Origin of the sequence: Cohnella luojiensis (assembly GCF_004564235.1) — a bacterium.
Taxonomy (GTDB): domain Bacteria; phylum Bacillota; class Bacilli; order Paenibacillales; family Paenibacillaceae; genus Cohnella; species Cohnella luojiensis.
On sequence record NZ_SOMN01000058.1, the window covers coordinates 1 to 18,334 of the forward strand.

Sequence of the window (18,334 nt, forward strand, 5' to 3'; positions counted from 1 at the left end):
ATCCGGTCTGGTAATAATGGCGGAGGGGTTCCACGCGTACCCATCCCGAACACGACCGTTAAGCCCTCCAGCGCCAATGGTACTTGGACCGCAGGGTCCTGGGAGAGTAGGACGTTGCCAGGCCGGATCACAAAGTTTTGCTTTGCTTACATTCCCTGATAGCTCAGTTGGTAGAGCACTCGACTGTTAATCGAGTTGTCACAGGTTCGAGTCCTGTTCGGGGAGCCATTTGGAGAGGTGTCCGAGTTTGGTCGAAGGAGCACGATTGGAAATCGTGTAGGCGTCTAAAGCGTCTCGAGGGTTCGAATCCCTCTCTCTCCGCCATAATTATTCCTGTAAGCATGGCCCCTTGGTCAAGCGGTTAAGACACCTCCCTTTCACGGAGGTAACAGGGGTTCGAATCCCCTAGGGGTCACCATTTTCTCAAAAGAATTACCAGAAATTACGTATTGCAATTATTGGGCGATATGAGTTATGATAAGAAATGTCGCTTCATAATGCTATAACATGTTTTTAACGACGCGGGGTGGAGCAGCCCGGTAGCTCGTCGGGCTCATAACCCGAAGGCCGCAGGTTCAAATCCTGCCCCCGCAACCAAATTACTACCCTCGGCTCATAACCGAGCATTATCGTGGAGCTGTGGTGTAGTGGCCTAACATGCCTGCCTGTCACGCAGGAGACCGCGGGTTCGAATCCCGTCAGCTCCGCCACTTTTCCTTAAAAAGTTAGTAAGGCTCGATAGCTCAGCTGGTAGAGCAGAGGACTGAAAATCCTCGTGTCGGCGGTTCGATTCCGTCTCGAGCCACCATTAAGACAAACTTCAAATCACATGCCGACTTAGCTCAACTGGTAGAGCAACTGACTTGTAATCAGTAGGTTGGGGGTTCAAGTCCTCTAGTCGGCACCATTTCTTATCTCCTAATCGTGGAGGATTAGCGAAGTGGCCAAACGCGGGAGACTGTAAATCTCTTCCTTCGGGTTCGGTGGTTCAAATCCATCATCCTCCACCAGTTTTCCACTCTACCTAGGGGCATAGTTTAAGGGTAGAACAGCGGTCTCCAAAACCGTTAGTGTGGGTTCAATTCCTGCTGCCCCTGCCAATTGAATACGCAATCCAATCATGGCGGTCGTGGCGAAGTGGTTAACGCATCGGTTTGTGGATCCGACATTCGGGGGTTCAATTCCCCTCGTCCGCCCCATTTTCACCAAAGAGAAAGTCGTTGGGGATTAGCCAAGCGGTAAGGCAACGGACTTTGACTCCGTCATCCAAGGTTCGAATCCTTGATCCCCAGCCATTAATTCACCCCAAAAAGTGAAGCTAAGCGTTGGAGCATATTCCGATTACTTTTCGGTGGCCCCGATAGCCTAATACGCGGAAATAGCTCAGTGGTAGAGCATCTCGTTGCCAACGAGAAGGTCGCGGGTTCGAGCCCCGTTTTCCGCTCCAAACTTTCTTTCAGCCTTTGGCGCCATAGCCAAGTGGTAAGGCAGAGCTCTGCAAAAGCTCTACCCCCAGTTCGAGTCTGGGTGGCGCCTCCAAAATCCTTAAAGCATGCGCCCTTAGCTCAGCTGGATAGAGCGTTTGACTACGAATCAAAAGGCCAGGAGTTCGAATCTCTTAGGGCGCGCCAAGTAAGAAAATTGAATATGCCGGTGTGGCGGAATGGCAGACGCGACGGACTCAAAATCCGTTTCTCGCAAGGGAGTGGGGGTTCAAGTCCCTTCACCGGCACCAAATCAAAATGCCACGAGCGCTTAAGATCAAATCGATCTTAAGCGCTTTTTGTATTTCACGAAATCATGGGTTATTTCGCTTAGGCGGTAGCAATCGCGATGGTCCTTCTAGGTAGCGCTCTTTATCCCAAGGCATCTCTATCACCTCCTTGTAATTCCATCTATAATAGTTATTAGCCAAAGTGGCCAACGGCCATATTTTCGGATTGGCGCTTCGTCTAACTTACGGGGGAGGAAAGGGAATATGAAACGGACAAGCATACGCCTGCGATTGATGCTTCTCATGATATGTCTGACTACGCTGCCCGTAATCACGGTGACATGGATCGCCACGAACAATACGCGGAACTCGGTGGAGACGGAAATCATCAATGCGAATAACTCCCGCATGCTGTGGGCGAGCCAATATTTGGACGAGCTTATCCAACAGATCGATACCCTGTTCTACACGCTGCAGATCAACGAACAGCTGATGAAGGGGATAAACGATACGGAGAGCGCCGATGTGGGCGTTCAATTCAAAACGCAGAATTTTATCCGCAACACGCTTACGTCCTCCTATTACGCGAATTCCCGCAAGATCGATTTGTTAACGCTTTATATCCATCAGAGCGGGAAGGCTTTCTCGGTGAACTATGCCAGCAGCGGAATGGTATCGGCCATCGATATCCGAAGCGGTGTATGGAGAAGGCTGCAAAAGGAACCGGTTAATATGTACTTCAAGCAATCGGGAAACAGGATCTATGCCTTCCACGGCATTAACCAATTCGTCGACCGGAAGCTGTTAGGAGGGTTGTCGGTCCGTCTCAACCGGGATGTCTGGGAGGAGGTCGGCCGCATTCTAAGATCGGAGCCGGAAAGCTCCGTTTTCTTGCTAAACGATGAAGGCGAGCTGTTGTCCGGCTCCACCGATAGCGGAAACTCGGAGGAGGCTCTCGCTCAGCTGCGGAATTTGAACGTCCATAACTCGGAGCTGAGACTCGAAAGCTCGAAGAACTATTATTACTTTACGAAAAAAGTAGACGACGGCGAGCTTACCGTAGTCAAAGCGATTCCGCTAGCCACGGTCTCCCAGAGCGCCAACGCGACCATTCGCGCGGGTATCGTGACGGGAAGCCTGTTCGCCGCGGCTTCGGTCATTCTCTCCATTCTCGTTTCGCTCAGAATCAGCCGGCCGATCGTTAGCTTGGCGAGAACGATGAGAAATACGCAAATCCAGAATTTCGAGATGAAGTCGGTGCAAAGCCAGGACGAGATCGGGCTATTGGAACGGGGCTACAATTCGATGATGCAGCGGATCAAGCAGCTGATAGAGGACGAATATCAGCGGGAAATCGACGTGAAGAACGCGCAGCTCCTGGCCCTGCAAGCGCAGATTAATCCCCATTTTCTGAATAATACGTTGCATCTGATCGGAGGAATGGCCCTTACAAAGGGGGCCCCGGAAATCTATCGGGTTACCCAGGTAATCGGGGAGCTGCTCCGGTACTCGATCAGCACGGAGGGAGATCGCGTTGCGCTGCGGGATGAGCTAAAGCACATGCGCAATTACTTATTTATACAGGAAAACCGATTTCTTGGCCGCTGTACGGTTATCGTAAATATCGACGAATCCGCATTAGCGAGCGAAATTCCCAAATTCACCTTGCAGCCGATTCTGGAAAACGCGTTCGAGCACGGACTTCAGCGAAAGGAAGGCTCATGGAAGGTAATGGTTCGGGTAAAACGGATGCGGGAGAGCATTATTATTCTCGTTAAAGACGAGGGAGTGGGCTTCCAGCGAGAGCGATTGCAGCAATTACGCGCGGAGCTCTTGGACGGAGCGGCGATCAAATCGGTCAAGGCCGTTCCGGACGAACCGAGAAAACGAAAAGGAATCGGTTTGAAAAACGTCGATACCCGGTTAAAGCTCCAATTCGGCGCTTCTTACGGGTTAAGGGTTTTCAGTAGTCCCGGAAAAGGGACGTTAGTCGTCTTTAAGCTACCAATCCTAGATAACGGGGGCTCGGAAAATGTTTAATATCGTGATCATCGATGATGAGCCTTGGTCGAGAGAAGTCGTTAAAGCACTCGGAGCATGGGACAATCTCGGGCTGCGCATCGTCGGCGAAGCGGAGGACGGTACGGAGGGACTCAAGCTCATAGAGGAGCTTGGGCCAAACGTCGTCGTGACCGACATGAGAATGCCGGGCCTAGATGGAGTCGACCTTCTTAAGACGATGAACGAACGGTTTCCCGCGCTTAAGATTATCGTGATGAGCGGGTATGACGATTTCGCGTACCTGAAGCAGGCGATTCGTTCCCGCGCGGTGGAATACTTGCTGAAGCCGATCGACCAAGGAGAATTGAATGCGGCATTGGAGCGTTGCGTTCTAGAAATGAAGCAGGCAAGCAAGACGGCGATCGCGTCTTGGACGATGCCCTTCGCGTTCGCCGACGCGGGATTGCTGGAGCAATACGTCGCATACCGTCAACGCGTGCACGGATATTTGCTTGAGCTTAACAAACCGGCGGCCTTAGAGACGCTGGCCATGCTGGAGGAACTGCTGGATAAAGCTAATCTAGAATCTGGAGATGGGAATAGGTTGGCTAAGATAGGCCATGATTTCATGCTGATGCTCGAAGAGTTCGCTTCGGAGAACGACGTGACAATAGGAAGACCAGCGAGCGGAAGAGCATCCTCCAAGGACACGAAAGAGGCATGGGATTCGTTGGCCGAGACGTTCGGACATATTCGGAGCATGTACATTACCGCGATCGATACGATCGAGGACAATCGCAAAAACCGCAACCGGTTAGATCTCGCGGAAGTGAGGTTGCATATCGATCGCCATTTCCAGGACGCGATATCGCTGGAGACGATCGCTCAAAGCTATTTCGTAAGCAAGGAGCACCTGAGCCGCGCTTTTAAATCCCGGTTTGGCGAGAACCTGATGGATTATATTTTACGCAAAAGAATGGAGAAGGCCCGGGAATTGATCGTACAGCGGAAATTGGCCATCAAGCATGTCGCTCAATTAACGGGCTACGAGGATATCGCTTATTTTTACAGGGTATTCAAAAAGCATTTCGGGCAAACGCCCGGCGATCTGCGGAAGGATCAATAAAGTGCAATAACGAAAGCTAATATCTTCGAATGCGGCGGAAAACCATCTCCCCTATACTGATCTTGCATACAAATTCGAGGGGGTTACACGAAATGAAGAAAGCGCTTTACTCCGGTCTTATTCTCGTTCTTATGATGTCGGTACTCGCGGCATGCGGCTCAAACAACAAGGAAAACAAACCGTCCGACGCTTCGGTCTCTCCGAGCGCAAGCGTAAGCGAAAGCGCTTCAGCATCGGAAACGAAGGCAGATACGCCTCCGGAGAAAGTAGAATTGAAGGTGTTCATGAGCTTTCCAAGATTCAAGGATCAGTTCGAGAGTTATTTCGAGCAGTTCAAAGCCAAGGAGCTTGCGGTTAAAAATATCGACGTATCGATCAAGCTGGAGATGCCGAATCCAGACCAAGCGAAGCAAATCCTGCAAACGCGGCTGGCTTCCAACGATGCCCCGGACCTATTCACGCTGCACGCCATCGCGGATATACCGACTTACTACAAAGCAGGCTATCTGAGCGATCTGTCGGATCAGCCGTTCGTGCCGAAGGTGTACGAGAGCGTAAGAAAAACCGTCACTTACGACGGCAAGGTGGTTGCGCTTCCGTTGGAGAGTTTGTCATGGGGCTATTTATACAATAAAAAAATATTTTCCGACGTCGGCATTACTCCACCGCAAACAATTGACGAGATGAAAGCAGCTATCGAGAAGCTGAACGCGGCTAAAGTGAAGCCCTTCATGCTGGCATTCCAAGAATCGTGGATTCCGCAGCTGATGATGGCGTTATCCCTTGGAGGGACGGTCTCCTCCGCGCATCAAGATTGGATCGAGAAAATGAACAAAGGCGAAGCCTCCTACCAAGACGTGGCAAGCGTGTTCGATATTATCGACTTGATCATGGCTAACGGAACCGATAAACCGTTCGAAGTCGGCAATGAAGCGGGATCGACGGATTTCGCGAACGGCAAAGCCGCGATGTGGGTGCAAGGACCATGGCAAGCGGAAACGATATTGAAAGTAAATCCGAACATGGAATTCGGGGTGGCCCCGTTGCCCGTAAGCAACGATCCGGCAGGGGCGATGATCAACCTGGCAACCTCGACTTCGCTGGCGGTATCCCCGACGAGCAAGAACAAGGAAGTCGCGCTTGACTTGCTTAACTACATTCTGGACGATAACGACTCCGCGCCGCTGTTCGAATCGCTTAAATTCAACCCGGTCGCAACGATGCACACTTACGAAACGTTCCCGTGGATTGCGGAAGCAAGCTCTTACGTGGCGGATGGAAAGGCCTACTTGGATCTCTCCCTTCCTAACGGGGTGACGGACGAAACGGCCAAGATGCTGCAGAGCTACTACGCTAAGGACGTCAAGAAAGAGGATATCATCAAGGCGCTCGACAAAACCTGGGCGACGGCCATCAAGACGCAGCAATAGCCGCACGGCTTGCGTCGGCTGAACGGGAGTGATTACAGATGCGCATAACGAAAAAGAGGAAGCAAACCCTCGTCCTGTTAGCCTTCGTATTTCCAGCGTTGCTGTTCTACGCCGTGTTCATGCTCGCCCCGGCCTTCGGGGGAATCGGGTATAGCCTTACGGATTGGAACGGGCTGAATCCCACCTATCGATGGGTGGGATTCGCCAACTATACGGAAGCGCTGACGGAGGATCCATTTTTCATCGATTCGGTTTGGTTCACGCTTAAGTTCGTCGCGTTCATGGTGGTACTGCAGAACGGTATCTCCATTTTGCTCGCAGTATTGATCGAATCGCGAGGACGCAGCAAGGTATGGTTTCGCACGATTTTCTTCATGCCCAACATGATCAGCATGATTATCGCCGGGTTTATGTGGCTCTTCATATTCACGAAGGTAGTCTCTTATATCGCCGAGCATGCCCGGATCGGATTGTTGGACCAATCGTGGATCGGCGATCCGGATTTCTCCTTTTATGCGATACTCGTCGTTTCGTTGTGGGGCGGAGTCGGGTATTTGATGGTTATTTATATCGCGGCCATACAGAGCGTACCCAGGCAATTAAAGGAAGCGGCCGCGATCGATGGAGCGACCGCGATTCAAACTTTTCGAAACATTACGCTTCCGATGATCTACCCGGCAATCACGATCGGAATCTTCCTGACCCTGAATTCCTCGTTCAAAGTATACGAAACCGTCTATGCTTTAACGGGCGGAGGTCCCGGACGGGCAACGCAAGCGATCGCCCTTAATATCGTCGAGGAGGCTTTCAGCTTTAATAGCCGGTATGGGTATGCCAGCGCCAAAGCGATGATTCTCTTCCTTATCGTCTTCGCCATCACGATCGTTCAGCTCAGGTTCATGAAGAACAGGGAGGTGGAGGCATGAGCAACCCGGGGTTCTCGGCGAGAAAGCCGCAAGCCGGCCGAAGGGTCGTATCCGCGATCGTCGTCCTTATTCTTGTCATGGCATCGGTTTTTACCCTCTTCCCGATTTACATGGGCGTTCTCAACTCCTTGAAGTCGGAAGGAGACATGCTGAACAATATTCTTAGCTTCCCTTCGCGATTGGAATTCGGAAACTACGCGGATGCGTTCGAGAAAACGGAATTCATGCGGAGCTTGGTAAATACGGTCGCCGTTGCCGTTATCGGATTGGCAGGAATCATTTTGTTCGCTTCGATGGCAGGGTATAAAATGTCCCGCACGCCGGGAAAGGCGAGCGGATTTCTGTTCGGGTTATTCGTCCTTTCGATGCTCATCCCCTTCCATTCGATCATGATCACGCTAGTGAAGATTTCCAAGGAATTATCCGTTCAAGGGTCCACATTCGGACTCGGCATTATCTATATCGGATTAGGCGTATCGATGGCTATCTTCCTGTACCATGGCTTCGTCAAATCCATTCCCAGAGACTTGGATGAAGCCGCCGTGGTAGACGGATGCGGGGAGATTAGATTGTTTTTCGTCGTCGTATTTCCTCTTCTGTTGCCCGTAACCGCTACGATTGCCATCCTCAACTTGCTTTGGATGTGGAACGATTTTCTTCTGCCGCTCCTCATGCTCACGGATTCCGACGACTATACGCTGCTGCTCTCCACCAATATGCTGTTCGGCGAGTATAACAACGATTGGTCGGCCATTCTCGCTTCGTTGGTGCTCGCGATGTTGCCGGTCATCCTGATGTATATATTGCTTCAGAAATACATTCTGGACGGGATCGCGGACGGGGCAATAAAAAGCTAGCGAAACCAAGACAGGGGGGACAACAATGACGGAGCTTAAAACAAACGAGGTAATCGGATTCCTGAAGGCCGCCGGACGGAAGCTGGTGAACGGAGAAGGCCGGGAGATCGTGCTGAGAGGAGTCGGCTTCGGAAGCTGGCTGCTGCCGGAAGGATACATGTGGTGTTTTCCGGAACGGGGGGACCGCCCTCGGCGCATCGAGCGGATGGTAGAGGATTTGATCGGTTCGGAGAAAGCGGCGAAATTCTGGGAGTTATACTACGACCGCTATATTTCCGAGCCGGATATCGAGAGAATAGCCGCGGAAGGCTTCAACTCCGTCCGGGTTCCCGTAAATTCCAGGTTCTTGCTGGAGGAGGGAGAGTCTGTCCGATATAAGGAGCGCCATCTGCTCTTGCTGGATAGAGTAATCGGCTGGTGCCGGAAACACCGCTTGTACGTCATCTTGGATTTGCATGGGGCGCCCGGAGGCCAAACCGGGACGAATATCGACGATTCGGCGAACGATCTGCCGGAGCTATTCACGGATGAACGAAACATGCAGTTCACGATCGAGCTGTGGGCGATGCTGGCGAAACGTTACAAGGACGAATGGATCGTGGCGGGCTACGATCTTCTGAACGAGCCATTGCCTAATTGGTTCTCCGAGTATAACGACCGGATTATGCCGCTCTACAAGGAGATCATTAAGGCGATCCGGAAAGAGGATGACCGGCATATGATCATCTTGGAGGGTGCCCATTGGTCTACGGATTGGTCGATCTTCGGCGAGAAGCTTGACGATAACGTAATGCTGCAATTCCACAAGTATTGGAACAATCCGGATACCGAGAGCATTCAGCATTACTTGGACAAGCGCGAGCAGTGGGAAGTGCCGATCTTTATGGGCGAGGGCGGAGAGAACAATAAAGAGTGGTATGCGGGCGCTTTTCGATTGTTCGAGGATCATGACATTTCATGGAACTTCTGGACATGGAAGAAGATGGACAAGGACAATTCCCCGTGCCAAGTCCATTCGCCGATGGGTTGGGATCTCTTGATCGGATATTTGGAAGGCGGCGAGAAGCCGGATGCGGCAACCGCGGAGCGGGTTCTGTGGAAGTATCTCGACAATCTGTCATTCGCGAATAACGCGTACCATCCCGAAGTCGTTAACTCGTTGCTTAGGCGGCCTCCCGTTCGCATTCCTGCGATCTTCTACGGATTCCGAGGCGAAAACGTAAGCTACGGGGTTTCGGAGAAAAGCGGGAATCCGATCGGATTTCGGGAGAGGGACGGAACGGATATCCGTTTCATCGAAAGCGACCGCGCGATTCCCAACTTCCAGCATGGACGGGGCGAGCCTTGGCTACCGGATGAGAAGCTGTGCGTTCAGCTATCGGCCGGGGATTGGCTTGCATACGAGTTCGTTACTTCTAATCATAACGATGATTCTTTATACAGGATTTCCTTGCGGATGCTCGCGCCTCATGGAGAAGGACGTATCGAGGTTAGATTGGATGACGTTTCGTACGGATACGCGGCATGGAGCGGATCGTCATGGGAAGAGGTTTGGTTGCAAGAAAGCGTAAGGCTTGATGAGGGAAATCATCGGGTCGTGCTCCTCTCGGCTTCGGAGGCCCGTCATCCTGTCAGAATAGAATGGTTAGAGATCATGCCGTGGACGACTTGACCGTTCGCCACTCTGCGGTTGCAAAAAAAGCTTTCAAAACCACGAAGAAATCCGTGGGTTTGAAAGCTTTTCTGATTGAAAGTTCTATTGGGGAAGCACGCTGCCTCCGAAGAGGAAACGGTGTTCCCAAGCCGTATCGGCGAAATCTCCTACATGCACTCCGCCGCTTGCGTTGGAGTATGTGTGCATGATCTTACCCTCTCCCATATAAATGGCGACGTGCGTAATTCGTTGTTCGGATTTGTCGATGCTTTTATAACTCTCCTCTTTCGAGCCCTTGTAGGACATAAAGAACATCAAATCCCCGCGTTGCAAGTTATGCCAATCGGTTTCGGCGGTTCCGTTCTCTTTTACGTATGAGCCTTGCTGACGGGAATCGGCAGGAAGGGCAATTTCCAGCGTCTCCTTGAAGATCCATCGAACGAAATCGGAGCAATCGAAAGTCTTTGTCGTACTGCGGTTCGAGCCGAACTCATACGGCGTGCCCGTATATTTCAAGCCGGCGGAAATGACTTTCTCGATCGATTCCGTTGCTTGTCCGTCTGTAGAACCGTCGTCCGCCGGGTTGCCGCCATCGGTGCTATCGTTATTTATTTCTTCATTAGAAGCGGTAGATTCATCATTAGAAGTGGTAGTTTCGTTATTTGATTTTACGGTCGATAATTTTTTCATCGTTGGGGCGGCCGATGAAGCAGCCGAAACCGCCGGTACGGAACCGAACCCGCCTATAAGCAAAACCGCGGCGAACAATCCCATCACGTGTTTTTTCATGCTTCAACACCTCCTGTAAGGTCTAACTATACGCTAACATAGTAGGAATGACTGGGGAAACCCTCAATTGTTGCCAAAGGCCCAGAACCGTTGGTCTGATGGGGAAAGGTCGCAGGGCGGTATGCAGCCTCGACCACAGTCTAGGAACAAAAACATCCGCGAGTCCGTTATGCAAAGGTTCCGAGAAGATTACAATAAGGTCATGAGGTAAACGAGTTACAGAAAAGAGGTGAAGCAAATGCGAAGCGGAAACGGGCTGGCACTGCTGTTAATCGGTTTCGGTGGATTGATCATTCTCGGTAAATTGGGCTTCGGACTTGGATTCTTGTTCGGACTACTGATTCCGATACTGATTATCTTGCTTGGAATCGTAGCTTGGAAGAACGGGAACCGATTGTTAGGCGGAGTCATCGCGGTTGTCGGCGGATTTATTCTTCTAGGCAAACTGTCCTTCTTGTTCGTCTGGGCGGCGGCAATCGCGTTAATCGTATTCGGTATTTCGATGCTAGGTCGAAAAAATCATACCACTAGAATGTAATCGTCATAATAGCCGCAACGGAACAAGGAGGGATACAGGAATGAGCGTTATTAAAAGAGTGCGGGACATGACGGCGGCATCGCTGAACGATCGTCTGGAGAAATCGGAGGATCCCGTCCGGGTCATCGATCAGTTCTTATGGTCGACGCACCAAGAAATTACCCAGAGCGAAGGGCTTCAGCGGCAATATGCAGCTCATACGGATAGCTTGCATCGGCAATGGAAGGACGCCGAGCAATGGAAGTTGAAACGCGAGCAGCAAGCCTTAACGGCACTAAAGGCGGGCGAAGAGAATGTCGCCAAGCTAGCCCTTCAAGATAAGGTCATCCATGAGGAGCGCGCGGAGCGTTATCGGGAGCTGTACGAGCAGAGCAAGAACGAGTTGACGGATCTGGAGCAATTGCTTCAGGAGTTGCGCAATGAATATCGGACCGTCTATGATCGTCGCCAGTTTTACGTTGCCCGAATGGAATCGCTTCGCTTGCAGCAAAGATTGAACTCGCGTTACGCTCCGGGCAATGCGGACACGTCGCAAATGTTCCGAAAAATCGATGACCGATTATCGGACATCGAGCTTGAAACCCGCAGTCTTCGCGACCTTCGCAGAATGGGCCAAGAAACGTTATTGCATGCGGGAGAAGTCGTGAAGAGCACGATCGAGAGAGAATTAGAGCAGTTGAAGCGCAAGCTGCAACAAGGAGGTTAAAGGAATGCGTAAATTATATCGTTCTACGCGGGACCGCAAGTTATTCGGGGTATGCGGAGGTTTGGCGGATTACTTGGGGGTCGATGCGACGTTGCTTCGTATCCTGCTCATCGTCGTGGCTGTTTTCTCGGCCGGGTCCGTGATCATCGTTTACATTATCGCCGGATTCGTCATTCCAAGAGAGCCGCAATACGGCGGCGGCTTCGGAGCCAATCCGTTCGATCAGGGCTGGAGAGGTTATGAACAACCTCAATCCAGCGGTTACGGCAGCCAAGGCTGGAGTCCTAACTCTGGACCGGCTCCGGCACCGGGACCAAGCGCAAACGCAGGTTATGCTTCAGCGGGAGCTCCGCGTCCGAATCCTGCCGCAACGACTCCTCCGGCATCCGGTCGTTCCTCGCAAGGCATCGACGCGATGATGGAGGATATTGAAAAGAAGTCCATGCAAAGAGAGATCGAAGAACTGAAAGCCAGAATATCAAAATTCGAGAAGCAATCGAAAGGAGAATAACACAATGGGTGTATTCCAAAGAATGAAAGACCTGACAAAGGCGTCCGTACATGATCTGCTTGATAAATTAGAGGATCCGATCGTTATGCTGAACCAATATCTCCGCGATATGGAGACGGAAATTCATGATGCGGAAGTGACCGTAGCCAAGCAAATGGCGTCCGAGCGCCGCATGAAGCAACGTTTGGATGAGCTTGTGAGGCTGGGTGTCGATCGCGAAGGCCAAGCAGAGCATTCGCTGCGCTCAGGAAATGAAGACCTGGCCCGCAAATTGCTCGAGGAGAAGGTGCAATACGTCCAGCAAGCGGCCGATTTGAACAGCCTGCATGCTCAAGCCAGCGCGCAAGTAAGCGAATTGACCTCGCAACTGCACGAAATGAAAGAAGAATACTACAAGCTTCGCAACAAACGCAACGAGCTTGCCGCCCGTTCGCAGATGGCGAAAGCACGCAAACAAATGGCGCAGATCGGCACTCTGCACACGATCGAGAGCGGTACGGCATCCCGCGGTTTCCATCGCATGGAGGAAAAGATTCTTCAGATGGAAGCGGAAGCGGACGTCGTCCGGCTGCCGGGTTCATCTTATGGCGGTGCGCCGACGCGTATCGATCCGGAGAAAGCCTACCGCGTGGAGCAAGAACTTGAAGCGCTCAGAAGCCGCGTCGTTCAGCCGGATTTGACCAAGGAATAACCGACAAGCATTCTCGCCTGTCATCAATTGTGCTATGATGTCAGAAAGTGATGGTTGATAAGAAATCCAAGCCATAACGGATCTTGATCCGTTATGGCTTTAACTACGAGGCGAAGCAGCAGGAGGTGTGACCCGACATGAGAAGATCAAGCAACGCCATTCTGTTCATTGTAGCCGGACTGTACCTCGCGCTAGGCGCCTTGGCGGGTTACGCGACCGTTAACGCGGTAGTCCTGCTGCTTCTGGGGATTGACCGTTATAGGTCGGACCGTTCAAGATTATCGATTATAGTAATCGCTATAAGCACGCTCGTATTAATCATTAATCAATTCGCCTTGTTTGCCATAATCGTGCTCATCTCGCTTGGAATATATTACTTCCGGGCACGCCCTCCGGCATTCGGCAACTACATCGGAAAGCATAAGCTATTCCTGAATATGAGGCATGACGAGCAATCCTGGGTACTTCAATCGATGAGCTTCTGGCATGCGATCGGAGAAATTCGGATGGACATGTCGCTCGCTGTCCCCGAGGACAAGGAGACGACGATCGTGCTTCAAGGCCTCGTCGGAGACCTTGATCTGATGGTGCCGGATGATTACGGCATTCATGTTGAAGCCTCGGTGCTGCTAGGCCAAGTGTCGTTCAAGCAGATCAAGGAAGGCGGAATGTTCCACCGGTTGTCGTGGAGATCGCCGAATTACGATGATTGCGAGCAACGAGTGAAACTTCAATTGTTTTATCTCGTAGGAGATATCAAAATACGTACGGTATAGTATATCAACGAGGGGGAGTCGCATGGAGTCCCGGAAAGTCACCAATATGGTTTGGCGTCACATGGGCGAGGCCGTGCTGTACTCCCTTGGCGTTGGCGCCCTTGTCGTCTACTTATTAATCAGATACGGCTTGGCGGGGACTTTCGTCTCTTGGGGCACTGTCATCTCGTACTCCCTGACCGCAATCGGCGTCTTGACCGTAACCGGAGCAGCCTACGGATTCTGGCGCAGCTATCCGATCAGGCATAGACTGGAGCTTCTCAGGGATACGATGGTTATGTTGGAAAAAGGAAGCCCGAACCTCCCGTTGCCCGATCTTGGCAAAGACGAGATCGGACGACTAGGCGAGCAGCTCGGCAAGCTTGGGCGCAAGTGGGAGGATCAAGTGACGTCATTGCAACGCTTGTCCACCAATAATGCGGAATTGGCAAGCCAAGCGCGAATAACTGCCGTCGTGGAGGAACGCCAACGTCTGGCTCGCGAGCTGCACGACGCCGTCAGCCAGCAGCTATTCGCGATCTCCATGACCGCGACGGCTGTCGGACGAACGATGGATCACGACTTCGAGAGAGCGCGCCGGCAGGTAGAGCTGATCGAGGAGATGGCCTCGGCGGCCCAGTCGGAGATGAGAGCGCTCCTGCTTCACTTGCGTCCCGTTCATCTGGAGGGCAAGCGGCTGGCCCAAGCGATTCCCGAATTGGTCGAAGAGATGAAAGCCAAGGTGCCCGTGGACATCGCGATCGACATGGAGGAGGACCTTCCGCTGAACAAAGGCGTGGAGAACCATCTTTTCCGAATCGTGCAGGAAGCCCTATCCAACACGCTTCGCCACGCCAAGGCAACGAAAATGGATATCGTGCTCCAACGCCGCGGAGATACCGTCAGGCTTGGAATTAAAGATAACGGGATCGGCTTCGATACTTTAGTCAAGAAGCAAGCGTCCTACGGAATGACGAACATGGAAGAGCGCGTGAACGAGTTAGGCGGATCTCTGAATATCGCCAGCGCTCCCGGCAAAGGTACGAGAATCGAAATCAGGGTGCCCTTAATGGCGGAAGGCGGTTAGTTGCAATGACGGATCAACAATCCTTAATTCGGGTATTGCTAGTAGATGACCATGAGATGGTCCGGATAGGCTTGGCTGCCGTGTTGGGTACGGAGGAAGGAATAGAAGTCGTAGGCGAAGCGGGCAACGGGCTTGACGGACTTCGCCTAGCGCGAGAATATTCGCCCGACGTCGTATTGATGGATTTGGTCATGGACGGAATGGATGGCATCGAGACGACCCGACGGCTCATGGAAGAGATGCCGGAGGTCCGGGTTATCGTGCTTACCAGCTTCTTGGACGACGAGAAAATGTACCCCGTCATCGAAGCTGGCGCGTTCAGCTACTTGTTGAAAACCTCCCGTGCTTCCGAGATTGCCGACGCGATCAGGGCCGCCGCGAGAGGCCAATCCGTCCTGGAGTCCCAAGTCGCCTCCAAGATGATGAACCGCTTCCGCCGTCCCCCCCAGACCGCATCGCAGCCCCATGAGGATTTGACCGACCGGGAGATGGAGGTTCTGAAACTGATCGCCTTAGGGAAATCGAACCAGGAAATCGCGGATGACCTGTTCATCGGGATCAAGACGGTCAAATATCACCTCACCAACCTGTTCGGCAAACTAAGCGTTGAGGATCGGACGCAAGCGGCAATTTACGCTCATCGCAACGGCTTGGCGGATTAGATGACAAATACGGCCTTGACCGGAGCTAGAGGAAGGACGGCTTTGACCGTGCTGACTTCCATCGAAGGTCCCAAGCTAAGCGTGCCCCAGTAAGCGGAACTTGCGGACGCGGTTTGCTCCTCTTGCTGCGTCGTGCTTACTTCGGCCTTGATCTTCGATTTGCGTGAGCGTTTAACCGGACGCCGGGTCCGTTCCCCGTTCAGGACGAGCGAGGAAGGGCCGCATGAGGTGAGTATACCGGTATAGCGGGTTTCATCGTCCATGATTACGCAGACAGCTCTGCCGTACAACGGACGAAGGGAATTCTCGTCGAAGGAAACCGAGTCCATCATGATTTCATCCTCCTGGGATTGCGATTTTACGGCAGTGTATTCATGTAGTGACAAACGTGTACGGGCGCAAGCCCAAGCCGTTCGAAAGACAGCTAAAAACATAGCGTTGTCCTTTCAAGTATGCTACACTACAATTCATGAGATTTGACAAAAAAAGCTATTCCAATCCCGTATATAAGAAAGATGAGGAACATGACGGACAACAAAAACGAACCCATTTCCGCTCATGAAGCGGTCTATTTCATTTTCGGAGCCACGGGAGATTTGGCCCGCCGCAAGCTATTTCCAGCCTTGTACAGCTTATATCGCGAAGGAAAGCTTGGAGAACGGTTCGCTATCGTAGGGTTGGCCCGGAGACCACGCACCAACGATCAATTCCGCGACGACGTACACGAATCGATCCAAGAGTTTTGCCGCTACAAGCCAAGCGAGAAGGAAGCTTGGAATGCTTTCGTCGAGCATTTTACATATCAATCGCTCGACATCGGCAACGTGGAGGCTTTCAAACAATTGAAAGCCCATACCGAAGAGATCGAGAAGAGCTATGACATCCCGGGCAACCGCTTGTTCTACTTGGCGCTGGCGCCCGAGCTGTTCGGCAACGTTTCACGGAACCTTCGGGACGGCGGCATGTTGGAGAGCAAAGGCTGGCATCGTCTGGTCATCGAGAAGCCTTTCGGTTACGATTATCCGTCCGCGGAGCGCCTGAACGAAGAGATTCGGCAAGTATTCCGCGAGGAAGCCGTGTTCCGCATCGACCATTACCTCGGAAAGGAAATGGTGCAGAACATCGAGGTTATTCGACTCTCCAATGCGTTCTTCGAGCCTTTGTGGAACAATAACCATATTGCCAACGTTCAAATCACGCTTGCCGAAACCGTGGGCGTCGAAGAACGCGGCGCTTACTATAACAAGTCCGGAGCGCTGCGCGATATGGTTCAGAACCATATGCTGCAGATGCTGACGATGATCGCGATGGAGCCGCCGAGCCGACTCGACGCGGAAGATATCCGGGACGAGAAAGTCAAAGTGCTGCGTTCCGTTCGCAACCTCTCTTCCTTGGACGAGATTGGCGAGAACATCGTAAGAGGGCAATATTCCGAAGGATCCTCGAGAGGCAAGGAGCTGAAAGGCTACCGCCAGGAGGACTCCGTGGATCCGAATTCCGTAACCGAGACGTTCTTCGCGGCAAGGTTGTTCGTGGATAATTTCCGTTGGGCGGGCGTTCCGTTCTACGTGCGCACGGGCAAGCGGCTTCCGGTCAAATCGACGGAAATCGTCATCGAGTTCAAGAACGTGCCGAACAACGTGCTTTTCGCGAAGCGCCAGAACTTGTCGCCTAACCTGCTCGTCATCCGGGTAAACCCGATGGAAGGCATATATATTAGGTTCAACGCCAAGAAGCCGGGCAACGACATGACCGTGCAACCGGTCGCCATGGAATTCTGCCAGAGTTGCCAGGTCGGGCTAAACACGCCGGAAGCCTATGAACGCCTCATCTTCGACGCGGCACGTGGAGACCATACTTACTTCACCCGCTGGGACGAGCTCGCCGTCGCCTGGAAGCTGATCGACCCGATCGCGGCCGCATGGAGAGAGAACGAGGGCAAAGATCTTCAGTTCTACCCTGCCGGATCCTGGGGGCCCGAGAAATCGGAAGACCTGCTTACCAGAGAAGGCTTCCATTGGTGGCCTGTTAACGGTCAGGACGAAGATAACGTCATATGGGTATCCAATACGAGCAAATAGCGCTTTTTGGAGGTCGTAAATATGCCAAAGATTTATGATATCAGCATGACGATTGAAGAAAACATGCAGGTGTGGAAAAGCTACGAGCACAAGAAACCCCGAATCACGAACGTGCAAAATCACGATGAGGGCAAGCCGCATGAGAGCTTGTTGACGATGAACGTCCATACCGGCACGCACGTCGACGCGCCGCTGCATATGCTAGCCGGCGGAGAGACGATCGAAACGATCTCGTTAGAGCGGTTATGCGGTCCGGCGCGTGTATTAGACCTCACGCATGTACGAGAGTATATTACGAAGGATGATCTCGTTCCCTTCGCCATCCAACGCGGCGAGAGGCTGTTGTTCAAGACGGCCAGCTCGTTCACGGAGGAATTCCTCGTGGAATTCGTTTTCCTGCGGGAAGACGGCGCTCGATATTTGGCGGAGATCGGAATTAACCTGGTCGTAACGGATGCGCTAGGCATTGAACGCGCGCAACCGGAATACCCGACGCATCGCACCCTTATGCGGAACGATATTATCATCGTCGAAGGCGTCCGATTGAAAGACGTCGAGGCGGGCAATTATACGCTGATCATTGCTCCGCTGAAGATGACGGGTATCGACGCTTCTCCCGCACGAGCCTTCTTGATGGACTAAGCCTAATGATACGAGTTAAGACAGAGGACCCTCGGGTCAATGTCATTAAGTTAAGCTCAAAGACAAGACCTGGAATTAAAATGAAATCCGAAACGGCATGGGGAAAAGCCCTGTGTCGTTTGTTTTTTTGGTCCAAGCAAGGAATAAGCGTACAGCAAACAAAG

The 18,334-nt window shown here is 52.2% G+C and carries 17 protein-coding genes, 15 tRNA genes and 1 rRNA gene; 31 read left to right on the top strand and 2 right to left on the bottom strand.

What is annotated here, in order from left to right; all coding sequences use genetic code 11:
• The first annotated feature begins 6 nt into the window (after positions 1-6).
• From rrf to E2980_RS23185, 22 genes are all read left to right on the top strand, one after another.
• Positions 7-123 (top strand): 5S ribosomal RNA (gene rrf, locus E2980_RS23080).
• Positions 124-152: 29 nt separating this feature from the next.
• Positions 153-228 (top strand) — tRNA-Asn (locus tag E2980_RS23085).
• 3 nt (positions 229-231) lie between these two features.
• Positions 232-324: transfer RNA gene (locus tag E2980_RS23090), tRNA-Ser, on the top strand.
• Positions 325-343: 19 nt separating this feature from the next.
• A tRNA-Glu gene (locus tag E2980_RS23095) sits at positions 344-418 on the top strand.
• Positions 419-520: 102 nt separating this feature from the next.
• Positions 521-597 (top strand) — tRNA-Met (locus E2980_RS23100).
• 36 nt (positions 598-633) lie between these two features.
• Positions 634-710: transfer RNA gene (locus E2980_RS23105), tRNA-Asp, on the top strand.
• Between the two features lie 22 nt (positions 711-732).
• Positions 733-808, top strand: a tRNA-Phe gene (locus tag E2980_RS23110).
• 23 nt (positions 809-831) lie between these two features.
• Positions 832-907, top strand: a tRNA-Thr gene (locus E2980_RS23115).
• 19 nt (positions 908-926) lie between these two features.
• Positions 927-1,010: transfer RNA gene (locus tag E2980_RS23120), tRNA-Tyr, on the top strand.
• Between the two features lie 16 nt (positions 1,011-1,026).
• Positions 1,027-1,100, top strand: a tRNA-Trp gene (locus tag E2980_RS23125).
• A 23-nt stretch (positions 1,101-1,123) separates the two neighbouring features.
• Positions 1,124-1,199, top strand: a tRNA-His gene (locus E2980_RS23130).
• Between the two features lie 22 nt (positions 1,200-1,221).
• Positions 1,222-1,295, top strand: a tRNA-Gln gene (locus E2980_RS23135).
• A 77-nt stretch (positions 1,296-1,372) separates the two neighbouring features.
• Positions 1,373-1,447, top strand: a tRNA-Gly gene (locus E2980_RS23140).
• Positions 1,448-1,465: 18 nt separating this feature from the next.
• Positions 1,466-1,539 (top strand) — tRNA-Cys (locus E2980_RS23145).
• Positions 1,540-1,554: 15 nt separating this feature from the next.
• A tRNA-Arg gene (locus E2980_RS23150) sits at positions 1,555-1,631 on the top strand.
• Between the two features lie 18 nt (positions 1,632-1,649).
• Positions 1,650-1,735, top strand: a tRNA-Leu gene (locus E2980_RS23155).
• Positions 1,736-1,978: 243 nt separating this feature from the next.
• Positions 1,979-3,754, top strand: coding sequence for a sensor histidine kinase (locus E2980_RS23160; RefSeq protein WP_135154574.1), 1,776 nt, complete (start codon positions 1,979-1,981; stop codon positions 3,752-3,754).
• Positions 3,747-4,841 carry a response regulator transcription factor gene (locus tag E2980_RS23165; RefSeq protein WP_135154575.1) on the top strand — a complete coding sequence of 365 codons (1,095 nt, stop codon included), beginning with the start codon at positions 3,747-3,749 and terminating at the stop codon, positions 4,839-4,841. The genes E2980_RS23160 and E2980_RS23165 overlap by 8 nt, the downstream gene beginning before the upstream one ends.
• 92 nt (positions 4,842-4,933) lie before the next feature.
• On the top strand, positions 4,934-6,271 hold the full coding sequence (locus tag E2980_RS23170; RefSeq protein WP_135154576.1) for an ABC transporter substrate-binding protein: 1,338 nt from the start codon (positions 4,934-4,936) through the stop codon (positions 6,269-6,271).
• A gap of 38 nt (positions 6,272-6,309) precedes the next feature.
• Positions 6,310-7,197 carry a carbohydrate ABC transporter permease gene (locus E2980_RS23175; RefSeq protein WP_135154577.1) on the top strand — a complete coding sequence of 296 codons (888 nt, stop codon included), beginning with the start codon at positions 6,310-6,312 and terminating at the stop codon, positions 7,195-7,197.
• Positions 7,194-8,054 (top strand): carbohydrate ABC transporter permease, encoded by an 861-nt coding sequence (locus E2980_RS23180; RefSeq protein WP_135154578.1) that lies wholly within the window; start codon positions 7,194-7,196, stop codon positions 8,052-8,054. Before E2980_RS23175 ends, E2980_RS23180 begins: the two co-directional genes overlap by 4 nt.
• Before the next feature lie 25 nt (positions 8,055-8,079).
• On the top strand, positions 8,080-9,726 hold the full coding sequence (locus E2980_RS23185; protein ID WP_135154579.1) for a cellulase family glycosylhydrolase: 1,647 nt from the start codon (positions 8,080-8,082) through the stop codon (positions 9,724-9,726).
• An 84-nt stretch (positions 9,727-9,810) separates the two neighbouring features.
• Here the strand turns inward: E2980_RS23185 and E2980_RS23190 are convergent, their stop codons facing one another.
• Positions 9,811-10,497 (bottom strand): C40 family peptidase, encoded by a 687-nt coding sequence (locus E2980_RS23190; protein WP_135154580.1) that lies wholly within the window; start codon positions 10,495-10,497, stop codon positions 9,811-9,813.
• A gap of 238 nt (positions 10,498-10,735) precedes the next feature.
• Here E2980_RS23190 and E2980_RS23195 point away from each other — a divergent pair, with 238 nt between their 5' ends.
• The 7 genes from E2980_RS23195 (at position 10,736) to E2980_RS23225 (ending at position 15,447) form a co-directional block, all read left to right on the top strand.
• Positions 10,736-11,035 (top strand): LiaF transmembrane domain-containing protein, encoded by a 300-nt coding sequence (locus E2980_RS23195; protein ID WP_135154581.1) that lies wholly within the window; start codon positions 10,736-10,738, stop codon positions 11,033-11,035.
• Positions 11,036-11,075: 40 nt separating this feature from the next.
• Positions 11,076-11,741: a PspA/IM30 family protein gene (locus E2980_RS23200; protein ID WP_135154582.1), complete on the top strand. Its 666-nt coding sequence runs from the start codon at positions 11,076-11,078 to the stop codon at positions 11,739-11,741.
• Positions 11,742-11,745: 4 nt separating this feature from the next.
• Positions 11,746-12,252 (top strand): PspC domain-containing protein, encoded by a 507-nt coding sequence (locus E2980_RS23205; protein WP_135154583.1) that lies wholly within the window; start codon positions 11,746-11,748, stop codon positions 12,250-12,252.
• A 4-nt stretch (positions 12,253-12,256) separates the two neighbouring features.
• A complete protein-coding gene (locus E2980_RS23210; RefSeq protein ID WP_135154584.1) occupies positions 12,257-12,943 on the top strand; it encodes a PspA/IM30 family protein in 687 nt (228 codons plus the stop codon).
• Between the two features lie 137 nt (positions 12,944-13,080).
• Positions 13,081-13,719, top strand: coding sequence for a cell wall-active antibiotics response protein LiaF (liaF, locus tag E2980_RS23215; RefSeq protein WP_135154585.1), 639 nt, complete (start codon positions 13,081-13,083; stop codon positions 13,717-13,719).
• A 22-nt stretch (positions 13,720-13,741) separates the two neighbouring features.
• Complete coding sequence (locus E2980_RS23220; protein WP_135154586.1) at positions 13,742-14,785, top strand: sensor histidine kinase; 1,044 nt, start codon at positions 13,742-13,744, stop codon at positions 14,783-14,785.
• Positions 14,786-14,790: 5 nt separating this feature from the next.
• On the top strand, positions 14,791-15,447 hold the full coding sequence (locus E2980_RS23225; RefSeq protein WP_135154587.1) for a response regulator: 657 nt from the start codon (positions 14,791-14,793) through the stop codon (positions 15,445-15,447).
• Here E2980_RS23225 and E2980_RS23230 read toward each other — a convergent pair.
• Positions 15,444-15,779: a hypothetical protein gene (locus tag E2980_RS23230; protein ID WP_135154588.1), complete on the bottom strand. Its 336-nt coding sequence runs from the start codon at positions 15,777-15,779 to the stop codon at positions 15,444-15,446. The genes E2980_RS23225 and E2980_RS23230 overlap by 4 nt on opposite strands.
• Positions 15,780-15,971: 192 nt before the next feature.
• On the opposite strand from E2980_RS23230, the gene zwf reads away from it, so the two are divergent.
• A complete protein-coding gene (gene zwf / locus E2980_RS23235; protein ID WP_135154589.1) occupies positions 15,972-17,528 on the top strand; it encodes a glucose-6-phosphate dehydrogenase in 1,557 nt (518 codons plus the stop codon).
• 21 nt (positions 17,529-17,549) lie between these two features.
• The gene (locus E2980_RS23240; RefSeq protein ID WP_135154590.1) at positions 17,550-18,170 is read left to right on the top strand and encodes a cyclase family protein; all 621 of its coding nucleotides are present in this window, start codon (positions 17,550-17,552) and stop codon (positions 18,168-18,170) included.
• Positions 18,171-18,334 lie beyond the last annotated feature (164 nt).